The sequence below is a fragment of the Micromonospora siamensis genome, assembly GCF_900090305.1.
Lineage (GTDB): Bacteria > Actinomycetota > Actinomycetes > Mycobacteriales > Micromonosporaceae > Micromonospora > Micromonospora siamensis.
Genome location: NZ_LT607751.1, coordinates 4,768,600 through 4,790,605 on the forward strand (window position 1 = coordinate 4,768,600; position 22,006 = coordinate 4,790,605).

Genomic DNA, 22,006 nt, shown 5'->3' on the forward strand with positions numbered 1-22,006 from the left:
GCCGGGCCGGGGCGGGTCGCTCACGGACGGTCGACCCGGCCGGTGCCCCGCCCACCCCCGTCCGGGGCGGAGCGACCGGCCGGTGCGACGCCGGCTCAACCGGTACGACGCCGGCTCAGCCGGCGATCGGGGTGAGGAACTCCAGTCGGTTGCCGTGCGGGTCGTGGGTGTGGAAGCGGCGCATCCCGGGCACCTCGTCGTCACCCCAGGTGACCGGGTGACCGGCGGCGGCGAGCCGCTCGGCGAGCGCGTCCAGGTCGGGGCGGATCAGGGCGGGGTGGGCCTTGCGCGCGGGACGGAAGTCGTCCTCGACTCCCAGGTGCAGTTCGGCGTCGTACCCGGTGAACCAGCAGCCACCGCGGGCGGCGAGGGCCGGCGGTTTGGTCTTCTCGGTCATCCCGAGCAGGCCGGCGTAGAAGGAGCGGGACGCCGCCTCGGAGCCGCGTGGGCAGGCGAGCAGGACGTGATGGATCATGGTGGCACCTCCTCGTCCCGCACCCTGACACGAGGTTGCGTTAATAGCAAGACGGACGTACGGTTTTGTAGGAACGAGAATCGGCGGTAAGTGCCGCCTAACCTGGGCGAGGTCCAGGCGGGTGCGACAGACTGCTCAGGACTACTCACGGTCGCTGGTGTGAAGGAGTACGACGTGGCGAGCCTCGACACCTTCGGTGCGAAGACCCAGCTGCGCGTCGGAGACGCGAGCTACGAGATTTTCAGGATCGACCAGGTTCCGGGGCACGACAGACTGCCCTACAGCCTCAAGATCCTGCTGGAGAACCTGCTGCGCACCGAGGACGGCGCGAACATCACCGCCGACCACATCTCGCAGCTCGGCGGGTGGGACCCCACCGCCGACCCGAGCGTGGAGATCCAGTTCACCCCGGCCCGGGTGCTGATGCAGGACTTCACCGGCGTGCCCTGCGTGGTCGACCTGGCCACCATGCGCGAGGCCGTCCGCGACCTCGGCGGCGACGCCACCAAGGTCAACCCGCTGGCCCCCGCCGAGCTGGTCATCGACCACTCCGTCATTGCCGACCTGTTCGGCCGTGAGGACGCCTTCGAGCGCAACGTCGAGCTGGAGTACGAGCGCAACAAGGAGCGCTACCAGTTCCTGCGCTGGGGCCAGACCGCGTTCAACGAGTTCAAGGTCGTCCCGCCGGGCACCGGCATCGTGCACCAGGTCAACATCGAGTACCTGGCCCGCACGATCATGGAGCGCAACGGCCAGGCGTACCCGGACACCGTCGTCGGCACCGACTCGCACACCACCATGGTCAACGGCCTCGGCGTGCTCGGCTGGGGCGTCGGCGGCATCGAGGCCGAGGCGGCCATGCTCGGCCAGCCGGTCAGCATGCTGATCCCCCGGGTCGTCGGCTTCAAGCTGCACGGCGAGATGCCGGCCGGCACCACCGCCACCGACCTGGTGCTGACCATCACCGAGATGCTGCGCAAGCACGGCGTGGTCGGCAAGTTCGTCGAGTTCTACGGCCCCGGCGTGAGCGCCGTGCCGCTGGCCAACCGGGCCACCATCGGCAACATGTCCCCGGAGTACGGCTCCACCGTCGCGATCTTCCCGATCGACGCCGAGACCGTCCGCTACCTGGAGCTGACCGGCCGCGACGCGTCCCAGGTCGCCCTGGTCGAGGCGTACGCCAAGGAGCAGGGCCTCTGGCACGACCCGAACCGCGAGCCGGAGTACTCGGAGCGCCTGGAGCTCGACCTGAGCACCATCGAACCGTCCCTGGCCGGCCCGAAGCGCCCGCAGGACCGGGTGCCACTGGGCAGCGCCAAGACGCTGTTCCGCTCGGCGCTGACCGACTACGTGGCCGCCGACTCCACCGACGAGCGCGACCTCAAGCCGAGCGTCGCCCGTGAGCAGCTGCCCCGGGGCGCCAACGGCCCGGCCGACGAGGCCAGCGCCGAGTCCTTCCCGGCCAGCGACCCGCCCGCCAACGACTTCAGCGACCCGGCCGACGAGCCGCGTGACCTGGAGACCGCCGCGGCCGGCGCCGGTGGCCGGGCCACCAACCCGGTCCGGGTGACCGGCGCCGACGGCGTCACCTACGAGCTGGACCACGGCGCCGTCGTGATCGCCGCGATCACCTCCTGCACCAACACCTCCAACCCGCAGGTGATGATCGGCGCGGCGCTGCTGGCCCGCAACGCCGTCGACAAGGGCCTGACCCGCAAGCCGTGGGTGAAGACCACCCTCGCCCCGGGCTCCAAGGTCGTCATGGACTACTACGAGCGTGCCGGCCTCACGCCCTACCTGGACAAGCTCGGCTTCAACCTGGTCGGCTACGGCTGCACCACCTGCATCGGCAACTCCGGCCCGCTGCCGGAGGAGGTCTCCGCCGCGGTCAACGAGGGCGACCTCGCCGTCGTGTCGGTGCTGTCCGGCAACCGGAACTTCGAGGGCCGGATCAACCCGGACGTCAAGATGAACTACCTGGCGTCCCCGCCGCTGGTGGTCGCGTACGCGCTGGCCGGCACGATGGACATCGACCTGGCCAACGAGCCGATCGGCGAGGACACCGAGGGCAACCCGGTCTTCCTGCGCGACATCTGGCCGAACAGCGCCGAGATCCAGGACGTCATCGCCCAGGCGATCGGCGCGACCGGCTTCAGCGCCGCGTACGCCGACGTCTTCGCCGGTGACGAGCGCTGGCAGTCGCTGCCCACCCCGACCGGCGACACCTTCGCCTGGGCCGGGGACAGCACCTACGTCCGCAAGCCCCCGTACTTCGAGGGCATGCAGCAGCAGCCGGCCCCGGTGCAGGACATCGCCGGCGCCCGGGTGCTGGCCCGGCTGGGCGACTCGGTGACCACCGACCACATCTCCCCGGCCGGCTCGATCAAGGCCGACTCCCCCGCCGGCAAGTACCTCGCCGAGCACGGCGTGCCGCGTCACGAGTTCAACTCGTACGGCTCCCGCCGGGGCAACCACGAGGTGATGATCCGGGGCACGTTCGCCAACATCCGGCTGCGCAACCAGCTGGTCCCGGGCGTGGAGGGCGGCTTCACCGTCAACCACCTGACCGGCGAGCAGTCGTCGATCTACGACGCCTCGATGGCGTACCAGGAGGCGGGCGTCCCGCTGGTCATCCTGGCCGGCAAGGAGTACGGCTCCGGCTCGTCGCGCGACTGGGCGGCCAAGGGCACCATGCTCCTCGGCGTCAAGGCGGTCGTCGCCGAGTCGTACGAGCGGATCCACCGCTCGAACCTGATCGGCATGGGCGTCCTGCCGCTGCAGTTCCCGGTCGACACCACCGCCGAGTCGCTGGGCCTGACCGGCACGGAGACCTTCTCGATCAGCGGCGTCACCGCCCTCAACGACGGCGAGACCCCGCGTACGGTGAAGGTCACCACCGACACCGGCGTGGAGTTCGACGCCGTGGTCCGGATCGACACCCCCGGTGAGGCCGACTACTACCGGCACGGCGGCATCCTGCAGTACGTCCTGCGGCGCATGATCGCCAACTGACGTCGTACGCCCCGACGGGCCCCTTTCCGCCATCCGCGGGGAGGGGCCCGTCGTTGTCGGTGGCACCGCGTACGGTGACCGGGTGGTCGACCGGCGTCAGGTGATGAGCTTCCGTGTCCAGGCCCAGCAGCTCACCAGGGCCGCGGGCGTCCCGGCGGACACCGCCCTGCTCGACCTCGGCGTGCAGGACACCGGGCCGGACGGCGCCGGTTGGGCGCTCGCCCTACGCGGCGTCGATTCGGCCGCCGGCTCCGGCGACGAGCTGGTGCTGTTGTGGACCGTGCGCGGCGCGCCGCACCTCTACCGGCGGGCCGACGTGGGGCGGGTGGCCGCCGCCGTCGAGCCGTGGTCCGACGCCGACGCGGGCAAGCGGATCTACGACGCCGCCAAGCCGCTGAAGGCCGCCGGCATCGGCATCCTCGCCGCCCTGGACGAGCTGGCCGCACAGATGCGGTCGGTCGTCACCCGTCCGACGGTCAAGGGGGAGGTCTCCGCTCGGCTGGCCGCGGTGATGCCGGAGCCCTACCTGCGCTTCTGCCGGCCGTGCCAGGCCACGCACCTGTTCGAGATGCCGTTCCGGCTGGCCGCCGTGCGGGCCGGGCTGGAGTTGCGGGCCGGCACCTCGCCGCCGGTGCTGCGGCGCATCCCGGGCTTCCGCAAGGCCGCCGACGCGGGCGACCGGTTCGACCTGATCCGGGCCTACCTGCGGCTGCTCGGCCCGGCCACGCCCCGGGAGGTGGCCGGCTACCTGGACGCCCCGGTCAAGGAGGTCAAGGCCCGCTGGCCGGAGGACACCGTCGAGGTGACGGTCGAGGGCGAGAGGCGGTCGCTGCTGGCGGCCGACGCGGAGTCACTGACCTCCGCCGACGCGACAGGAGTCCGCCTGCTCGGCCCGTTCGACCTCTTCCTCCAGGCCCGGGACCGGGCGACGCTGGTGCCCGACGCCGGGCACGCCGCGGAACTGTGGCCGGTGCTCGGCCGGCCGGGAGCCGTCCTGGTCGACGGTGAGCTGGTCGGCACCTGGCGGCCCCGCAAGGCCGGCAGCCGCCTGACCGTCGCCGTGCGGCCGTGGGAGGGCCTGGCCGAGAGCCGGCGGCGAGCCGTGGTGGAGCAGGCCGAACGCCTGGCCGCGCACCGGAGGGTCACCCTCGCCGGGGTCGGCTTCGACGGCTGACGGGCGACGGCCCGGTGGTTCACCCGCGCAGGTCCTTGCGCATCTGCTGGGTGGACACCCGGTAGCCCGACGTCCGGTAGAGGCCGACGGCGGGCGCGTTGTCGCCGAAGACGTTCAGTTCGAGGGCGGCGGCGCCGCGTTGCCGGGCCGCCTCCTCCCCCACCGCCAGCAGGGCCCGCCCCAGGCCCTGGCCACGACGCTCGGGCAGCACCTCGATGTCGTAGAGATAGGCGCAGCCGGCCAGCCCCTTCGGGTGGGTCAGGCCGATCCACAGGTGCCCGACCGGGGCACCATCGGGCAGCGCGCCGACCAGGAAGATCATCCCGGGGGTGGCCATCCCCTGCGGCAGGAGGGCGGCGTTGGCCTCCCGGGCCCGGTCGAGAGCCTCCTCGGCCGGCCAGTTGCCGGCCTCGACGTGGCTGCGCGCGTAGCTGACCGCGAGGTCGGTCTGCCAGCGGTCGAACTCGTCGGGGGACATCGAGCGGACATGCACCTCGGTCATGCGGCACAGCCTCCCACGGCCGCCCCGACCCGGTCAGCCCTCGACAGCGCGGCGGCGCGCCTCGCGGGTCTTCATGGCGTGCTCCATCAGCGTGATGAGCACCTCCTTGCTGGACTCGCGCTGCCGGGCGTCGCAGAGCAGCACCGGCACCCCCGGGTCGAGGTTGAGCGCGGCCTGCACCTCGTCCAGGCGGTAGTGCCGGGCGCCCTCGAAGCAGTTCACCGCCACCACGAACGGCGTGCCCCGCCCCTCGAAGTAGTCGATCGACGGGAAGCAGTCGGCCAGCCGGCGGGTGTCCGCCAGCACCACCGCCCCGATCGCGCCCAGCGCCAACTCGTCCCAGACGAACCAGAAGCGGTCCTGCCCCGGCGTACCGAAGAGATAGAGCACTAGGTCGTCGCTGATGGTGATCCGGCCGAAGTCCATCGCCACCGTGGTGGTGACCTTGCCCTCGACGCCGGAGAGGTCGTCGATGCCGACCCCGGTCTCGGTCAGCACCTCCTCGGTGCGCAGCGGTCGGGTCTCGCTCACCGCGCCGACCATGGTGGTCTTGCCGACGCCGAAGCCACCGGCGATCAGGATCTTGATCGCGGTGGGCAGCGGCACCGCTCCCGCCGGCCGCTCAGAGTGCCCGTAGTCCATTGATTACCGCCTCGAAAACACTGTCGTCGGGAACGCCGGCGGTTGCCCGCGGCTCTCGGACCTGCACCAACTCGCGGGCCACCAGGTCACCGAGGAGGACCCGGATGGTGCCCACCGGCAGGTCCAGGTGGGCGGCGACCTCCGCCACGGACTGCATCCGCTGGCAGAGGCCCACGATGGCCAGATGCTCCGGGCCCAGCCCGGCCTCCGGCGCCGCGTCTGCACGGGTGGCCGTCACCAGGGAGATCAGGTCGAACGTGCCGGTGACCGGGCGGGCCCGGCCGCGGGTGACCGCGTACGGGCGCACCACCGGCCCGGCCTGGTCATCCACCCACTGGTTCTCCTCGGGCTCCCCGTTGGCCGTCATCGCGCCGCATTCTCGCCGGCCGACTGTTCGGGCACGCGGCTCGGGGAGGCCACGAACTTGCCCACCCGGGTGACCAGCATCGCCATCTCGTACGCGATCAACCCGACGTCGGCGTCCTCGGCGGCCAGCACGGCCAGACAGGCGTTGCGGCCGGCCGCGGTGACGAAGAGGAACGACGACTGCATCTCGATGATGGTCTGCTGCACCTGACCACCGCCGAACCGCTTGCCCGCTCCCCGGGCCAGGCTCTGGATGCCCGCCGCCATCGCCGCCAGATGCTCGCCGTCGTCACGGCTCAGGCCCCGGGACGAGGCCATCAGCAGGCCGTCTGTGGAGAGCGCGACAGCGTGTTCGGCCTGCTTCACCCGGCCGACCAGATCATCCAGCAACCACGTCAGGTCGGCACTCGAAGCCGTCTTCTGCGCCACTCGTCGTCCTCTTCTCCCCGGCTGGTGTCGCCGTTGTCCGTCTGGGGGTGCCTGCGGTCGCATCCGGCGCGGGTACGCGCCGGAGTCCGCTCAGGTCGCCTGCTCGTCGCCGGTGTCGCGTGCCGTCCCGCCCGGGGCGCCGGAGCCGGCGCCACCGAGCAGCCGCGCCGCGTCCGTCCGCCCGCGCCGGGTGCCCGTCTGGTAGGAGCTCATCATCCGGCGTACCTGCTCCGGCGGTCGGGCCGCGTCGTCGTCGGTGTCCTCCTCGGCGGCCGGATCGGCCCGCAGCTCGGGGACGATGCTCGCCTGGCGTACCCGCACCGGAAGGCCGGTGTCGGTGCGCGGCGGCTCGGCGGGCAGGGGGTCACCGGCGACCCCGGCATCGGCATCGGCATCCATGGTGGACATCGTGCCCGCCGGGGCGGCCCTGGTGGGCAGGCCGGGGGCGTTGGTCGGGTCGTCCAGCCCGGCCCGCTGCGGCCGACGGGCGCGGGTCGGCAGGCCGTCGGGCGCCGCGGTGGTGGTGCCCCGGGAGCGGGTGGGCAGGCCGTCCGGCTCGGCCGCCTCGGCGGGGGCGGAGCGCGGCCGGGAAACGACGGGCGGCGACGCCGGGCGCTCGCCGTCCGCCGCCGCCGTGGCGACCGCCGGCGCGCCGGCGGCCGGCACGGTCCCGGCGGGGGTCGGCGCCGGCACGACCGGTCGGCCCTCCCCCGCGACGCCCGTGCCGGCCGGGAAGCCACCGGAGCTGCTCGGGTCCTCGCCGTCCGCGGTGACCAGCTCCAACGGGATCAGCACGACGGCGGTGGTGCCGCCGTACGGGGACTCCTTCAGCCGCACCCGGACACCGTGCCGCTCGGTCAGCCGGCTCACCACGTACAGGCCCAGCCGGGTCGCGTTGGCGAGGTTCAGCTCCGAGCGGTCCGTGATCCGGTGGTTGGCGGCGGCCAGGTCCTCCTCGGTCATGCCGAGGCCCCGGTCCTCGATCTCGATGGCGAAGCCGTTGCCGACCAGCTGCCCACGCACCTCCACGCTGGTGTGCGGCGGGGAGAAGGACAGGCCGTTCTCGATCAGCTCGGCGAGCAGGTGGATGACGTCACCCACCGCGCGGCCGGCCAGCGACACCGCGCCCAGCGGCAGCACGTTGACCCGGGTGTAGTCCTCGACCTCGGCGACCGCGCCCCGGATCACGTCGACCATCGGCACGTTGCGCCGCCAGGCCCGGCCGGGCGTCGAGCCGGAGAGCACGATCAGGTTCTCGGCGTTGCGCCGCATCCGGGTGGCGAGGTGGTCGACCCGGAACAGGTCCTCCAGCTCCTCCGCGTCGTGTTCCCGCCGTTCCATCGTGTCCAGCAGGGTGAGCTGCCGGTGGACCAGCGCCTGGGTACGCCGGGCCAGGCTCAGGAACACCTCCCGCACGCTGCGGCGCAGGTCGGCCTGCTCGACCGCGGTGCGGATGGCCGTCTCCTGGACGGCGTTGAACGCCTTGCCGACCTGGCCGATCTCGTCGTCGCCGAACTCCAACGGTGGCGCCTCGGCCGCGACGTCGACCTCCTCGCCGTGGCCCAGTCGGGTCACCACCCCGGGCAGCCGCTCGTTGGCCAGCTGGAAGGCCGCCTCGCGGAGCCGCTCCAACTGGCGGACCAGGGCGCGGGCCGTGGTGATCGACACGACGATCGAGGCGATGACGGCGAGCAGCCCCAGGCCGGCCGCGAGGACCAGCCGGACGATGACCCCCACCGCGACCGGGGTGGCCCGGTCGACCACGTCGTCACCACCGGCCAGGACGACGTCGGCGATCTCGGTCAGCGCGGGGGCGGACACGTCGTCCCAGGCCTGGGCGGCGAACGGCGGCTTCGAGCTGACGTCCACCGTCATCACCCGGTTCTCCAGGTTGGTCAGCCGGGTGAACGTCTCACCCTCCGACATCTCCTGGTACCGCAACTGGTCCGCGCTCGGCAGGCGGGAGATCGCCTGGGTCGCGGTGAACCGACGCGCACCGACGGTCCGGGTGAACTGCGCCCGCTCGGCCGGAGTGATCCGTCCGGCGGTGAGCACCCCGGCGAGCAGGGCGTCCTCCTGGGACAGCAGCTCGCGGGAGCGGTTGAGCACGATCAGCGCGGCGGTGTCCTCGGCGACCTGCTCGTCGTCGAGGTTGCCGAGCGCGTCGTAGAGCCGGTAGATCGTCTCGATCAACCCGGTGAAGGCCGCATTCGCCTCGGTCCGGTCGATGCTTCTGTCGTCGACGGCCGCCCTCGTCCGAGCCAGGTCGTCGAGACCCGCGACCAGCTCGTTGATCCGCCGGTCGAGTCCCTCGCCGGCGAACAGGTCGACCTGCCAGTTCTCACTGGACTTCTTGAAGTCCACGGCGAGCTGGTCGGTGCGCTCGCGGATGTCGGCCAGCGCCGCCCGCCGCTCGTCGTCGGGTCGCCCCAGGTAGATCACCGACGTGCGGCGTTCCAGCTGCAACTGCAACAGCAACGGCTCGGTCGGGTCGAAGACCTTGGTGTCGTACGCCTGCACCCCGAGCAGGTTCACCCCGTCGCGGATGGTGACCCACGCGGTGAAGCCCCAGAGTGCGACGAGCGAGACCAGGAGGGCAACAACCTTGGTACGCAGGTTGGAACTGCGGGAACCCATTACACCGTCCCTGGCCTTGGCCGTGTGATCCGAAAGTCGGCGGCGCGGCCCAGCGCTCGCGTATCGACCCCGGCGCACGCTAGCAGCGTCGGCTGTGTCACTCAAGCGCCCCTGATCATGGATGCCCCGGACGCTGGTCCCGCCGCTGCCGCCCATCCCGGGTCCGATGTGGTCAGCGCGAGCTGCCGAGCCGCGACGACCGCCGCTCGTACGATCAGCACCGGGGTGTAGAGGTCCTTGTCGTGCCACAGTGGTGGGTCGTCGCGGCGGGAGTCCGTCGTCTCCAGGTACGCCAGGCCCCGGCGCACCGCGTCCCGCACGCCCCGCCGGGCGGGTCCGCGGACGCCGAGCAGGACGTGCAGCGCGTACGCGGTCTCCTCGGCGGTGCCGGACCAGCGCCCCCAGGCTCCGTCGGCCCGTTGGGTGGCCAGCACCCAGTCGACGGCCCGGTCCACCGCGGCGGCGGCACCGGTCGGCGCGTAGCCGTCCAGCGCCAGCACCACGCACGAGGTGGCGTAGTAGGGCGAGGCGTGCCACCGGTCGGCCCAGCACCCGTCGGGCTGCTGGATGTCGCACAGCCACCGGGCGAGCGCGGCCGTCCGGGCGCGGTACCGGTCAGCGCCGGACACGGTGTGCCGGACGTGCCAGCCCAGCGCCTCCAGCACGTGGGCGTTGGTGGTGACCGAGCTTCCGTCCTCCCCCTGCCACGTGCAGAAGTGGCTGCCCAGGTCGTAGCCGAGGAGACTCGTCGGCTCCACCGGGTGACCGAGCCGCGCCAGCGCGTAGAGCGTCACCGAGGTGGTGTCGGCGTCGGCCGGCAGCCCCGGTCCGGTGGGGGTGCCCTGCGGTCCGAGGGCGGCGGCCAGCTCCGCGACCAGCTTCGGCGCGGCCCGGAACGGCACGCCGGCCCGGGACAGGGTGCTGAGCGTCCACCCCCGTTCGAAGACGGTGATGGGCGTGCAGCAGGGCACCGGGCCGCCGTGCTGTCCGACGGCCGCCTCCAGGTAGGCCAGCGCCGTCCGGTGCAGGCCCGGCCCCCCTCCGGCGCTCACCCACGCGGCGGTCGCCGCCGGCGAGGCCCCGACGGCACCGGCGACCGGCGTGATGTCCGGCCGGCGCAGCGCGGCCGGGCCGAGCACCTCGAAGGCGTGCAGCAGTTTCAGCGGCACCGGCCGGCCGGCGGCGAGCAGCGCGTGGAGCGCGTCCAGCCTTCGGCGGTCCACCCCGGGCAGGGCCCGGGGCCAGCCGTCGGGGCGCTCGCCGAACCGCGCCAGCTGACCGTTGATCCGCTCGACCAGGGCCGGCACGATCAGGTCGGCCGCCGGGGTGTCCGGCAGCGAGGGCCCGTCGGCGAGCCATCCGGACAGCACGGCCAACCCGCGACCCGCCGCGGCGGCCAGGTCGGCCCGGCGCGGCCCGCCGGGGGCGGCGCGGAGCGCGCTGAGCAGGGCCTCCACCGCGCTCACCGTCGGCACCACGGAGTAACCGCCCGGTGCGCCCCAGCCGCCGTCGGGGCGTTGGGTGACGAGCAGGTGGGTGAGGCGCCGGCCGTGGCCGGTCAGCCAGGGCGCATCGGAGACCAGCCGGCCGGTCTCGTACACCGAGGGGGTGATCCGACCGGTCGGCTCGAGCATCATCGCCGCGATCAGCTCGCGCGCCGCCTCTGCCACGTGCGTCCCGTCCCCCGCCAGCGTGGGCGCCGGCAACACGGTCACAGCGCCCCCCAGAAGTCCGTCGACCCGTAGAAGCCGCTGCTGAAGCCGATCTGCCGGTCCAGGTAGTCCGCCTGGACCGGGCAGCTCACCCGCAGCGGGGCGATCAGCTCGCGCGCGCGGGTGATCAGCTCCGGGATCAACTGCTCGACCTCGGTCCGGTCCGACACCAGCAGCAGGGAGTTCAGGTCCCCCCACCGCAGGTCGCGCTCGTACGTGGCGAGGTCGTTGATCAGGCGGAGGATGCGCTGCACCTCGTCGCTGGCCACGACGAGCTCGTCGAGGTGGGCGAGCGTCGCCGGGTCGTCGGAGTGGATCCAGTGCACGACGTTGGTCAGCGTGGACGCCAGGTTGGCCGCGTTGTCCAGGTACTCGGCCAGGCTGGGCAGCCGGCCCGGTCCCGTGGCCTTCTTCCACTCCCACTCCCGAGCCATGGCGTCGAGCATCCTGGCCAGCTCGCCCCGCCACACCGCACGGTGGGTGGCGAAGGCCGCCGCGGTGGCCTGCTCGTCGCGGAGTTCGGCAAGGAACCGGCCCAGCGGGTCGTCGGCGGCCGGAGCGCGGCCGTCCGCCACCGCCAGGCAGTCCGCGGTCAACCGGTCGATCTCGTCCCGGGACGTCGCCACGTAGTCGACCAGCCAGTCGACCGCGAAGATCCAGAGCACGGTCCGGTTCACGACCCGCAGCCGCGAGACGTCACACCAGGGGGCGCCGAACGCGATGGTCATCGCGACGTTGCCGAGCAGCGCCGGGTCGAACGGCCGGGACGGAAAGAGATCGGGGTACGCGGCGACGCGGTCCTGGAGGTCGCGCTGCCCCTTGGTCGCGAGGGCGCAGATCCGGCCCTGTTCCGCGGCCAGCACCAGCTGGTCGCCGCCGTGGGCCGGCGACCAGCCGGAGAGCGGGGTCATGCCCGGACCGGCCGCAGGGTCGCCTCGACCCGGCCGACCGGCCGCAGCGCCGCCGCCACCTTGATCCTCGGCGGCGTCGGGTCCTGGAGCCGGAACCGGAACCGGCTCAGCACGGTGGCCACGATGAGCAGTGCCTCCAGATAGAACAGGTGCATGCCGATGCACTGGTGCGGGCCGCCCCCGAAGGGGAAGTGCGCGTACCGGTGTCGCCCGCGTACCTGCTCGGGGGTGAACCGGTCCGGGTCGAAGACCTCCGGCCGGTCCCAGAACGTCGACATCCGGTGGGTGATCAACGGGCTGACCACGACGGTGGCGCCCGCCTCGATTCCCACGCCGCCGATCACGTCCGCCTCGACCGCCCGGCGCGGGAAGAGCCAACCGATCGGGTACATCCGGAGCAGTTCGTCGAGCACCTGCCGGGTGTACCGCAGCTGGCCGAGGTGTTCGCGGCGGACCGGGGCCCCGCCGACCACCTGGTCGATCTCCGCCTGGAGCCGGGCGGCGACCTGCGGATCCTGCTCGATGTGCGGCCAGAGCCAGGTCAACACGCTGATCGTGGTCTCGGTGGCCGTCGCGACCATCGAGACCGTGTCGTTGCGGACCTGGCGCTCGTCGAGCCGGCCGCCGTCCTCGGTGCGCCCGCGCCAGAGGGTGGAGATGACGTCGTCGCCGTCGGACTCGGCGGTCCGGTGGGAGGTACGGACGATCGGTAGCAGCACCTCGTCGATGAGCCGGACCGATCGGCGGAACGTGCGGTCACCGGGCATCGGCATGGCCAGCGGGGCCCAGGGCAGCAGGATGCGCGGCATCACGGACCAGGCGATGGCGTCCTGTGCCTCCATGATCTGCAGCGCGTCCGGCACGGAGATCTTGTCGGCGAAGAGGACCCGCATGATCGCGGAGCAGACGATCCGCGCCTGTTCGGCGCCCATGTCGACCGGTCGGCCCGCCCTGGCCGGTTCGTCCAGCTCGTCGACCGCCTCCTCGATCGCCTCGGCCAGCCGATCCACCAGCCCGTCGATCCGGCGGGCGGTGAACAGCGGCTGCAGGATGTGCCGGCTGTTCGACCAGGGTTCACCGTCGCTGAGGATGCCCTCACCGAACAGGCGCTTCAGTGGTCGCCACTGCAGCGCGTCCCCGGCCCGCACGTAGTTGCCGGCCTTCTCGCGCAGGACCTGCTGCAGGTGTTCGGGGCGAGTGACCAGGTAGGGCCGGAACGATCCGAGGTTGAGCCTCACCACGTCGCCGTTGGAACGTTCGCCGAATTCCACCAGGGCGCGTGCGGGGTTCCGGAGCAGGTTCGGCACCACGTGGTGCAGCGGGACCACGTCCGCTCGTCGGGCATCGGCCGGCATGGTCTCTGGTACTCGCACCTGCGCGGAGCCTCCTTCGGACACTGTCCGTCGCGTAACGACTGTGGTGAGTAGACGATCCGGCAGAGCATGCCACTGCCTGGTCGACTTTCTCTAGTGCGGTCGGTGGAATTTCCACTGATCGACAGCTATGCATGCTCCCCACGACGATCCGCAGGACCGCGGGGTGACGGCGCTCGCAGCGATCCGACCGCCGGCCGACCTCGGGAGTGATCATCCGGTGCCGGTTCGCGGCGGACCGGGCGACGACGCGGGGATGACCGGCCGGGCCGGGCGGCGGCAGGAGGGTCTCGCCGGACATCGGCCCCGCCCCTCGGGCGACACCGCGACCGCCTCTGGACAGGGCGCGGACGGAATTCGCGGCGGGTGAATGCCACCACGCCCGGGAAGCCTGTGCCAGGCTCAGGGCATGGACGACAAGACCATCCTGAACCGGATCTCCGAGCTGGTGGACGAGGAGCACAAGCTGCGCTCGTCTGCTCAGGAGCACGAGGCCGGCACCGACGACGAGGCGAAGAACCGGCTGCGCGAGCTGGAGGAGTCACTGGACCAGTGCTGGGACCTGCTGCGCCGGCGGCGGGCGGCGCGCCAGGCGCACGGCGACCCGGAGGCCCAGGGCGAACGCCCGATCCCGGAGGTCGAGCGTTACCTTCAGTGAGATTCCGGGTCCCCGGGCGGCGGCGGGCCGCCCGGGGACCGGATCGGGCGGCCCCGGTGCCGGCCCGGCCGGCCGGCACCGGGACCCGACTCAGCGCAGGCCCGCCTCGCGGAGCAGCAGCTCGGTGAGGGCGTCCTGGTCCGTGCGTTCCGCGGGCAGTCCCCGCGAGGTGAACCAGTCGGCGACCACCCGGACGTCCCGGGCCAGGAACTCCGGCCCCTGCGGATTGGCCACCACGTCCACCACCTGCGGCAGGTCGATCATGACCAGCCGCTCCCGGTGCACCAGGAGGTTGTACGGCGACAGGTCGCCGTGGGCGTACCCGGCCCGGGCCAGCACCACCAGGGCGTCGACCAGCTGCTCCCAGAGCGCGCGCAGCTCGCCGGGTCCGGGACGGAGCTGGGCCAGCCGGGGCGCCGCCTCACCCCGGTCGGGGTCGCCGACGAACTCCAGCATCAGCTCGGTGCCGAGCAGCTGCACCGGGTAGGGCACGGCGATGCTCCCGTACTCGGCGCCGATCTCCCAGAGCCGGCCGAGCGCGGCGAACTCCGCCGCGGCCCACTGACCGGCGATCATCTGCCGGCCGAAGTCGGTCCGCCCGGCCATCGCCCGGTTCTCCCGGGACCGGCGGACCCGCCGCCCCTCCAGGTAGCCCGCGTCCCGGTGGAAGAGCCGGTGCCGGGGGTCCCGGTAGCGTTTCACCGCCAGCAGGCAGGACCGGTCGGTCTCCGGCACCGCCCGGCGGAGCAGGTGGACGTCCGCCTCCTTGCCGGTCTTGAGGATGCCCAGCTCGGTGTCCCGGGCGGCCAGCTCGGTCACCAGCCACGTCGGATGTGGCTCCGGGCCGTGCACGGCCGCGTCCCAGGACGACCAGGGGTCGCCCAGCTCCGGGTCCGGTTCGAGGTGGTCGCCGTCGAGTTCGAGTTCGGTGGCGGACCGGACCGGCTCCGGCCGGCCGTGCCTCAGGAAGTGTGGTTCGTCGTCGTCGAAGCGGCTCTTGCCGCGGGTACGGCGCTCGCGCGCCGCGAAGTCGTGTTCGCGCACGGTGTCGGTGATCCCTTGATCGAGGCTGGTGGAGGCAGGTGAAACGACCCTGCAAAGACGGCCATGACCGACCTCCTTCACTCCTCGACCGGGCACCGCCCGGGGACGCGTACGCGCCGGCACCATGCTGGACCGCCGCGCCACCGCCGGCAACCGAATTACGGCGGCGTCAGCCGGCCAGCACCGTAGCGACGGCGGCGATCAGCCCGTCCGCCGTACGGGTCGGGGCGAACCGGTCGTCGGACCAGGCCCGGCCCCGGTGCAGCCACACGCTGGGCAGGCCGACCGCGGTGGCTCCCCCGATGTCGGCCTCCGGGCCGTCGCCCACCACCCAGGCGCCGCGAAGCGGCATCCGGGCCCGCTGGGCGGCCAGCGCGAAGATCCGCGGGTTGGGCTTGCTCACCCCGGCCTCCTCGGAGATCACCCAGTCGGCGACGTACCGGTCCAGGCCGGTCCGTCTGATCTTCGCGTCCTGCTGGCGTACCACCCCGTTGCTGACCACCACGGGCACCCAACCGGCGTCCCGCGCGATCCGCAGCGCGCAGGCCACCAGCGGGTCGAGCCGGCAGTGCTCGTCCACGCCGTCGTGCAGCTCCTCCACCAGGTCGATGGAGGGGATGCGCAGCGCGTACCGGTCGCGGATGGCGTCCGCCACGTCCCAGCGGTCGGTCAGGCCGTCCGCGTCGATCGAGACCAGCCAGTCCAGGTCGGCCGGGGGCGCGCCGATCCCGGCCAGGAAACGTTCCGCCCAGACGCGGAACGGCCCGTCCCGGTCGAGCAGGGTGTTGTCCAGGTCAAGCAGGAGCAGCGGCACCCGCGAAACCCTACGGGACCGCGCTGACCGCCGACAGGGCCTACCGTCCCACCTCCGGGGCGGTCAGCCGGCCAGTTGCGTCCGGCCGGCGCCCGGTCCGGCGGGGCGGTCGGCGAGCATGGTGTGCGCGGTTCGGGTGTCGGCGAGCAGGGCCGGGTCGCAGGTGGCGACGAGCACGTCGGTGCCGGTGTCGGCGCCGCGGACCAGCGGGCGGCCCTGCGGGTCGTAGACGGCGGCTCCGCCGTTGAACCGCCACGGATCGGCGCCGTCCACGGCGTTGGCGAAGACGACGTACATGGTGTTGTCCAGGGCGCGGGCGGCGTAGTAGAGGTCGCGGCGGTGCGCGGAGCCGGCCAGGTAGCCGGACGGGCAGAGGTAGCCGTGCGCGCCGTCGGCCGCGGCGGCCCGGCCGTGCTCGGGAAAGCAGCCGTCATAGCAGATGCCCAGGCCGAGGCGCCAGCCGTCGACGACCAGGGTGGCGCCCCGGTCACCCGGGTCGAACAGGTCGCGCTCGTCGCCCCAGAGCTGCTGCTTGTGGTAGCCGGCACGGACCGTGCCGGCCGGGTCGACGACCAGCGCGGCGATGGTCCGGCGCCGGTCGGGCAACCGGACGGCCGCGCCGACCACCACGGTCAGGCCGCCGGCCCGGGCGGCGGCGCGCAGCGGGTCGAGGCGGGGATCGTCCACCAGACCGGCCGCGTCGGCCAGCACGTCGGTCCCGGCCGGGTCGGCCGCCAGCGTCGGTGGGTGGTACGCGGGCAGGAAGAGCTCCGGCAGCACGACCACCCGGGCACCGGCGTCGGTGGCCCGCCCGGCGAGCGCGCCGGCGGCGCGGGCGTTGCCGGCGACGTCCCCGGGGACCGGTTCGGCCTGCACGGCGGCGACGGCGAGCGGCACGGTCGGCAGCGGGGTGACGGGAGGCGGGGCGGAGGCGGCGGCCCGGGGTGAGGTCACCGGCCGATCATAGGTCGTCCACCCCGACCGTAGTGATCATGAACGACGGGCCATCCCAAGCCGTACGTACGGTTTGCACGACGTCCGCCCACCTGCGACGATCGACCCGTGCCCAGAGTAAGTCAGGACCAGCTCGACGCGCGCCGGCAGGAGATCCTCGGTGCGGCGCGGGCCTGTTTCGCCCGGCACGGCTACGAGGGCGCCACCGTGCGCCGGCTGGAGGAGGCCACCGGGCTCTCCCGTGGCGCGATCTTCCACCACTTCCGGGACAAGGACTCGCTCTTCCTGGCCGTCGCCGAGGACGACGCGGCGGCCATGGTGGAGACGGTGGCCCGCAACGGTCTGGTGCAGGTCATGCGGGACCTGCTGGCCCGGGCCGTCTCCCCCGACACGACGGGCTGGCTGGGCAGCCAGCTCGAGGTGTCCCGCCGACTGCGCACCGACCCGGCCTTCGCCCGGCGCTGGGCGGAACGCTCCGCCGCCATCGCCGAGGCGACCCGGGACCGGCTGGTCCGCCAGCGCGAGGCCGGGGTGCTGCGCGAGGACGTACCCATCGACGTGCTGGCCCAGTTCCTGGAGCTGGCCTACGACGGCCTGGTGCTGCACCTGGCCATGGGTCGCCCGGCCGGCGACCTGGGTCCGGTGCTCGACCTGGTCGAGGAGGCCGTCCGCCGGCGCTGACCGGCAGGTCTCGGCTCGGTAACTCGACGCCCGGCCCGGTCCCCGGCTGGCGTGCCCCCTCCACAATGGTGGCGCGTTCCCCCTCGCGCGACAGGAGCCAGAACCATGTCGATCCTCGCCGCACCGGGCGACACCTGGGGCGTCGCCGGCCCCGTCTTCCTCCGGCTCTATCTGCTGGCCGCGGCGGTACTGCTGGTCGGCACGCTGGTGCACCGACGCCGCGCCCTCGAGGGCGACCCGAACGGCGCGTACCCCCCGCTCGGCCCGCAGCAGGTCGCCTACCTCAACGGCGGCGAGCAGCTGGCGATCTGGACCGCGCTGGGCGGCCTGCGCGGCGGCGGGTCGGTGGGCGTCCGGCCCGATCGGCGGCTCACCACCGGCGGCCCGCCCCCGGCCGGCGCCACCCCGCTCGACCAGGCGATCCAGCACGCCGCGTCCCGGCACCTGCACAGCCGGGAGCTGCGCCGCGACGAATGGGTCGACCGGGCGCTGGAGCAGCTGCGGACCGGGCTGGAGCAGCGCGGACTGGCCGTGTCGCCGCAGCGCCGGGTGGCGCTGCGGCGCGGCCCGATGCTGCTCTTCGCGCTGGTGCTGCTCGGCGGATTCCGGGTCTTCGCCGGGCTGTCCAACGACCGCCCGGTGGGCTACCTGGTGCTCACCCTGCTGCCGCTGATCGTGGCCACCCTCCTGCTCAACCGGGTCCCCTGGCGGACCCGCGCCGCCCAGCACGCGCTGCGTGAGCTGCGCCGCCGGCACACCTACCTGGCGCCCTCGGCCGCCCCGGCGTACGCCACCTACGGCGCCTCCGACGCGGCGATGGGGGTGGCGCTGTTCGGCACCGCCACGCTCTGGGCGATGGACCCGGGCTTCGCCGAGCAGGCGGAGATCCAGCGCCAGGCGATCGCCGCATCCGGCGGCGGGTACACCTCCACCGGCTCGTCGGGTAGCTCCTGCGGCGGCGGTTCCTCGTGCGGTGGGGGCAGCTCCTGCGGCGGTGGGGGCGGCTGCGGCGGTGGCGGCGGGTGCGGGGGGTGACCGCACCGGCGGGCGTGGGCATCGGCTGGCGGCCGGAGATCGCCGGCTTCGTCACCGGGCTGCCCGGGGTGCGGTTCGTCGAGGTGGTGGCCGAGGCGCTGACCGCCGACGGCCCGCTGCCGGACGGTCTCGCCGAGCTGCGCGGGCGGGGCGTCACCGTCGTACCCCACGGGGTACGGCTCTCCCTCGGCGGCGCGGAACCGGTCGACCCGGCTCGCGTCGCCCACCTCGCCCGGGTCGCGACCCTGGTCGACGCGCCCCTGGTCAGCGAGCACATCGCCTTCGTCCGGGCGGGCGGGCTGGAGGCCGGCCACCTGCTGCCGCTGCCCCGCAGCCGGGAGGCCGTGGCGGCGGTGGTGGCGAACGTCCGCCGGGCCCGGGCCGAGCTGCCCGTGCCGATCGCGCTGGAGCCGATCGCCGCGCTCTTCGACTGGCCCGACGACGAGCTGGACGAGGCCGACTTCCTCACCGAGATCCTGGCCGCCACCGACGCCTCGCTGCTGCTCGACGTGGCCAACGTGTACGCCAACGCCCGCAACCGGGGCGACGACCCGCTGGCCCTGCTCGACCGGCTGCCGCTGGAACGGATCGCGTACGTGCACGTGGCGGGCGGCGCCGAGCAGGGCGGCTACTACCACGACACGCACACCGATCCGGTCCCCGCCGAGGTGCTCGAGCTGGTCCGGGAGCTGTGTTCGCGGCGACGGCCGCCGGCGCTGCTGCTGGAGCGCGACGGCCACTACCCGCCCGCGGCGGCGCTGCGCGCCGAGCTGGACGCCCTCGCCGCCGCCTCGGGACACCCGGTGATCACGTGACCGGCTCCGACCTGGCCACCCGGCAGGCGGCGCTGGTCGCGGCGCTGGTGGCCGCCGGGCCGCTGCCGCCCGGCTTCGCCGCCGGCCCGGTGGACGCGGCCCGCCGGGCGCTGCTGCGCAAACGCGGCGGCGAGGTCGCCCGGCACTGGCCGCTGCTCGCCGCCGGCCTCGGCGCGGACTGGCCGGTCGTTTTCGCCGACTGGGCGGCGGGCCGCCCGGGCAACGGCGGGCTGCGCGACGGCTGGGACCTGGCCCGGGCGCTGCGCGACCGGGTCGCCCTGCCGCCGGTGGCCGCCGAGGAGCTGGCGCTGCGCGAGGCGATGGTCCACTACGACGGGCGCCGGCCCCCAAGGGCGCGCCGGCTGCCGGCGGTGCGACGGGCCGGCGGCGCCGTCGCGGTGCAGCTCGCCGGTCGGGTACGCCTGCTCCGCCCGGCCCCGCGCTGACCCCGACCGTGGTGCCCCCCTACAGGGTGCGGCAGGATCGGTCCATGGATGTCGGACTCACCGACCGGGTGTACGTGCTCACCGGCGCCTCCCGCGGCCTCGGTTTCGCCACCGCCGAGCAGCTGGTCGCCGACGGCGCCCGGGTGGTGCTCTCCGCCCGTGCTCCGGAACGGGTGGCACAGGCGGTGGAGGCGCTCGGCGGCCCGCAGCACGCCATCGGCCTCACCGGCGACCTGACCGACCCGCAGACCCCGCAGCGACTGGTCGCCGCGGCCCGGGAACACTTCGGCCGCCTCGACGGCGCGCTGATCTCGGTGGGCGGACCACCCCGCGGCACCGCCGCGCAGGTCACCGACGAGCAGTGGCGGGAGTCCTTCGAGACCGTCTTCCTGGGCACCGTACGCGCCGCCCGCACCGTCGCCGCCGCGCTCACCGACGGAGGCGCGATCGGGCTGGTGCTCTCCACCTCGGCCCGCAGCCCGCTGGCCGGCCTGGGCATCTCCAACGGCCTGCGCCCCGGCCTGGCCGGGGTGGCCAAGGACATCGCCGACGAGTACGGCCCCCGCGGCGTACGGGTGGTCGGGCTGCTCCCCGGCCGGATCCTGACCGACCGCAACCGGGAGCTCTTCGCCGCCTCCGGCGACCCCGAGCGGGCCCGGGCCGCGGCGGAGGCCGAGATCCCGCTGGGCCGGGTGGGCGAGCCGGCCGAGTTCGGCAAGGTGGCCGCCTTCGTCCTCTCCCCCGCCGCCAGCTACCTGACCGGGCTCACCCTGCCGGTCGACGGCGGCGCGCTCCGCGGCCTGTGAGCGCGAGGAGTGAGCCGGGCCTGCGAGCCCCGCAACCGCGAACGAAGGCGGTCCAGTGAGCGCGAGGAGTGAGCCGGGCCTGCGAGCCCCGCAACCGCGAACGAAGGCGGTCCAGTGAGCGCGAGGAGTGAGCCGGGCCTGCGAGCCCCGCAGCCGCGAACGAAGGCGGTCCTGTGAGCGCGAGGAGTGAGCCGGGCCTGCGAGCCCCGCAGCCGCGAACGAAGGCGGTCCAGTGACCGCGGGCGGTCGGGACCGTCCGGGGTCGGGGCGCGCCGGGCGCGGGCCGGCCCGCCGGACGCCGGGGCGGGGCCGCGACTCCGCCGGCAATCGGCCGGAGCAGCCGGGACGCGCCCCGGACCAGGCTGAGCCCGGGCCGGATCCGGCGCGGGAGTCCCTCCTGGGGCGCCATCCCCGGCCCACCCGGGAGGAACTGGCCGCCGCGGCCGACCGGACCCTGCCCGACGTCATCGCGCCCGGGCTGGACGTGCTCTTCGTGGGGATCAATCCGGGGCTCTGGTCGGCGGCGACCGGCTGGCACTTCGCCCGGCCGGGCAACCGCTTCTGGCCGGCCCTGCACCGGGGTGGCTTCACACCCCGCCAACTGCACCCCAGTGAGCAGGACGACCTGCCCGGCTACGGGCTGGGCATCACCAACATGGTGGCCCGGGCGAGCGCCAGGGCCGACGAGCTGACCGCGGCCGAACTGCTGGCGGGGGCCGAGCTCCTCACCGACAAGGTGCGGCGGTACGGGCCCCGCTGGGTGGCCGTGGTGGGGGTGACGGCGTACCGGATCGGGTTCGCCCGACCGAAGGCCGGCTTCGGTCCGCAGCCGGAGCCGCTGGGCGGGGCCCGTCTCTGGGTGCTGCCCAACCCGAGCGGCCTGAACGCCCACTTCACCCCGGTGACGTTGGGGGCGGCGTTCGCCGAGCTGCACGCCGCGACGGGCCGCTGAGCGCCGCAGCCCGTGCCGGCCGTCGAACCGCCGCCGGAGCCGGACTGCTGGCTGCACCCCGACGTGGCCGTGCTCCCGTCGCCGATCGCCGGGCGCGGCCTGTTCGCCCGCGTTCCCGTCCCGGCCGGCACGGTGGTGTCCCGGCTGGGTGGACGGCTGGTCGACACCGGCGAGCTGCGCGCGATCCTCGCCGCGGCGGCGGCGGACCCGCGCCGGCCGTACGTCGACACGATCGTCGTCCGGCCGCACCTGCACCTGGTGCTGCCGCCCCGCCGGCCCAACGGCTACGGCAACCACAGCTGCGACCCGAACCTCTGGTGGGTCGGGCCGTACGAGCTGGCGGCGCGGCGGGACATCGCCGCCGGGGAGGAGCTGACCAACGACTACGCCACCAGCACGGGCGAACCGGAGTTCCGGATGAGCTGCTCGTGCGGGTCGACGCTGTGCCGCGGGACCGTCACCGGGGACGACTGGCGGCTGCCCGCCCTGCGCGAACGCTACGGCGCGCACTGGGTGCCCGCCCTGCTGGACCGGATCCGGTCGGACGGCGGCTGACCGGCGAGGGCAT

At 74.0% G+C, this 22,006-nt stretch carries 22 protein-coding genes; 10 read left to right on the forward strand and 12 right to left on the reverse strand.

The genetic code is table 11. The features are described from left to right. Nucleotides 1-115 precede the first annotated feature (115 nt). Nucleotides 116-475 (reverse strand): VOC family protein, encoded by a 360-nt coding sequence (locus GA0074704_RS21645; protein ID WP_088972198.1) that lies wholly within the window; start codon nucleotides 473-475, stop codon nucleotides 116-118. A gap of 159 nt (nucleotides 476-634) precedes the next feature. On the opposite strand from GA0074704_RS21645, the gene GA0074704_RS21650 reads away from it, so the two are divergent. Beyond that, the gene (locus tag GA0074704_RS21650; RefSeq protein ID WP_088972199.1) at nucleotides 635-3,487 is read left to right on the forward strand and encodes an aconitate hydratase; all 2,853 of its coding nucleotides are present in this window, start codon (nucleotides 635-637) and stop codon (nucleotides 3,485-3,487) included. A gap of 82 nt (nucleotides 3,488-3,569) precedes the next feature. Further along, complete coding sequence (locus tag GA0074704_RS21655) at nucleotides 3,570-4,661, forward strand: winged helix DNA-binding domain-containing protein (protein WP_197697564.1); 1,092 nt, start codon at nucleotides 3,570-3,572, stop codon at nucleotides 4,659-4,661. Nucleotides 4,662-4,680: 19 nt separating this feature from the next. Here the strand turns inward: GA0074704_RS21655 and GA0074704_RS21660 are convergent, their stop codons facing one another. From GA0074704_RS21660 to GA0074704_RS21695, 8 genes are all read right to left on the reverse strand, one after another. Then, nucleotides 4,681-5,163 carry a GNAT family N-acetyltransferase gene (locus GA0074704_RS21660; protein ID WP_088972200.1) on the reverse strand — a complete coding sequence of 161 codons (483 nt, stop codon included), beginning with the start codon at nucleotides 5,161-5,163 and terminating at the stop codon, nucleotides 4,681-4,683. A 33-nt stretch (nucleotides 5,164-5,196) separates the two neighbouring features. Further along, complete coding sequence (locus GA0074704_RS21665) at nucleotides 5,197-5,805, reverse strand: GTP-binding protein (protein WP_088972201.1); 609 nt, start codon at nucleotides 5,803-5,805, stop codon at nucleotides 5,197-5,199. Continuing rightward, nucleotides 5,786-6,172: a DUF742 domain-containing protein gene (locus GA0074704_RS21670; RefSeq protein WP_088972202.1), complete on the reverse strand. Its 387-nt coding sequence runs from the start codon at nucleotides 6,170-6,172 to the stop codon at nucleotides 5,786-5,788. Before GA0074704_RS21670 ends, GA0074704_RS21665 begins: the two co-directional genes overlap by 20 nt. Then, on the reverse strand, nucleotides 6,169-6,600 hold the full coding sequence (locus tag GA0074704_RS21675; protein ID WP_088972203.1) for a roadblock/LC7 domain-containing protein: 432 nt from the start codon (nucleotides 6,598-6,600) through the stop codon (nucleotides 6,169-6,171). The genes GA0074704_RS21670 and GA0074704_RS21675 overlap by 4 nt, the downstream gene beginning before the upstream one ends. A gap of 90 nt (nucleotides 6,601-6,690) precedes the next feature. Further along, nucleotides 6,691-9,237, reverse strand: coding sequence for a sensor histidine kinase (locus tag GA0074704_RS21680; protein ID WP_088972204.1), 2,547 nt, complete (start codon nucleotides 9,235-9,237; stop codon nucleotides 6,691-6,693). A gap of 101 nt (nucleotides 9,238-9,338) precedes the next feature. Further along, a complete protein-coding gene (locus tag GA0074704_RS21685; RefSeq protein ID WP_231926635.1) occupies nucleotides 9,339-10,952 on the reverse strand; it encodes a prenyltransferase/squalene oxidase repeat-containing protein in 1,614 nt (537 codons plus the stop codon). Continuing rightward, on the reverse strand, nucleotides 10,949-11,860 hold the full coding sequence (locus tag GA0074704_RS21690) for a terpene synthase family protein (RefSeq protein WP_088972205.1): 912 nt from the start codon (nucleotides 11,858-11,860) through the stop codon (nucleotides 10,949-10,951). Before GA0074704_RS21690 ends, GA0074704_RS21685 begins: the two co-directional genes overlap by 4 nt. Next, nucleotides 11,857-13,215 (reverse strand): cytochrome P450, encoded by a 1,359-nt coding sequence (locus tag GA0074704_RS21695; RefSeq protein ID WP_088972206.1) that lies wholly within the window; start codon nucleotides 13,213-13,215, stop codon nucleotides 11,857-11,859. Before GA0074704_RS21695 ends, GA0074704_RS21690 begins: the two co-directional genes overlap by 4 nt. 427 nt (nucleotides 13,216-13,642) lie before the next feature. Between GA0074704_RS21695 and GA0074704_RS21700 the strand changes: the two genes are divergently transcribed. Next, nucleotides 13,643-13,891, forward strand: coding sequence for a DUF2630 family protein (locus GA0074704_RS21700; protein WP_088972207.1), 249 nt, complete (start codon nucleotides 13,643-13,645; stop codon nucleotides 13,889-13,891). 90 nt (nucleotides 13,892-13,981) lie between these two features. Here the strand turns inward: GA0074704_RS21700 and GA0074704_RS21705 are convergent, their stop codons facing one another. The 3 genes from GA0074704_RS21705 to GA0074704_RS21715 form a co-directional block, all read right to left on the reverse strand. Continuing rightward, nucleotides 13,982-14,935 (reverse strand): serine protein kinase RIO, encoded by a 954-nt coding sequence (locus tag GA0074704_RS21705; RefSeq protein ID WP_088972208.1) that lies wholly within the window; start codon nucleotides 14,933-14,935, stop codon nucleotides 13,982-13,984. A 169-nt stretch (nucleotides 14,936-15,104) separates the two neighbouring features. Next, a complete protein-coding gene (locus tag GA0074704_RS21710; RefSeq protein WP_088972209.1) occupies nucleotides 15,105-15,749 on the reverse strand; it encodes an HAD family hydrolase in 645 nt (214 codons plus the stop codon). A gap of 63 nt (nucleotides 15,750-15,812) precedes the next feature. Beyond that, nucleotides 15,813-16,703 (reverse strand): carbon-nitrogen hydrolase family protein, encoded by an 891-nt coding sequence (locus GA0074704_RS21715; protein WP_172880692.1) that lies wholly within the window; start codon nucleotides 16,701-16,703, stop codon nucleotides 15,813-15,815. A 108-nt stretch (nucleotides 16,704-16,811) separates the two neighbouring features. Between GA0074704_RS21715 and GA0074704_RS21720 the strand changes: the two genes are divergently transcribed. The 7 genes from GA0074704_RS21720 to GA0074704_RS21750 all read left to right on the forward strand — a co-directional run bounded on the left by GA0074704_RS21720 (nucleotide 16,812) and on the right by GA0074704_RS21750 (nucleotide 21,993). Then, nucleotides 16,812-17,384, forward strand: coding sequence for a TetR/AcrR family transcriptional regulator (locus GA0074704_RS21720; protein WP_088972210.1), 573 nt, complete (start codon nucleotides 16,812-16,814; stop codon nucleotides 17,382-17,384). Nucleotides 17,385-17,489: 105 nt separating this feature from the next. Next, nucleotides 17,490-18,419 carry a TIGR04222 domain-containing membrane protein gene (locus tag GA0074704_RS21725; protein WP_088972211.1) on the forward strand — a complete coding sequence of 310 codons (930 nt, stop codon included), beginning with the start codon at nucleotides 17,490-17,492 and terminating at the stop codon, nucleotides 18,417-18,419. Next, nucleotides 18,416-19,234 (forward strand): DUF692 domain-containing protein, encoded by an 819-nt coding sequence (locus GA0074704_RS21730; RefSeq protein ID WP_088973871.1) that lies wholly within the window; start codon nucleotides 18,416-18,418, stop codon nucleotides 19,232-19,234. Before GA0074704_RS21725 ends, GA0074704_RS21730 begins: the two co-directional genes overlap by 4 nt. Further along, a complete protein-coding gene (locus GA0074704_RS21735) occupies nucleotides 19,231-19,680 on the forward strand; it encodes a hypothetical protein (protein WP_088972212.1) in 450 nt (149 codons plus the stop codon). Before GA0074704_RS21730 ends, GA0074704_RS21735 begins: the two co-directional genes overlap by 4 nt. A 44-nt stretch (nucleotides 19,681-19,724) precedes the next feature. Further along, on the forward strand, nucleotides 19,725-20,486 hold the full coding sequence (locus tag GA0074704_RS21740) for an SDR family oxidoreductase (RefSeq protein WP_088972213.1): 762 nt from the start codon (nucleotides 19,725-19,727) through the stop codon (nucleotides 20,484-20,486). Between the two features lie 397 nt (nucleotides 20,487-20,883). Beyond that, nucleotides 20,884-21,438, forward strand: coding sequence for a G/U mismatch-specific DNA glycosylase (gene mug / locus GA0074704_RS21745; RefSeq protein ID WP_088973872.1), 555 nt, complete (start codon nucleotides 20,884-20,886; stop codon nucleotides 21,436-21,438). 12 nt (nucleotides 21,439-21,450) lie between these two features. Next, nucleotides 21,451-21,993, forward strand: coding sequence for an SET domain-containing protein (locus GA0074704_RS21750; protein WP_088972214.1), 543 nt, complete (start codon nucleotides 21,451-21,453; stop codon nucleotides 21,991-21,993). Nucleotides 21,994-22,006: the final 13 nt, after the last annotated feature.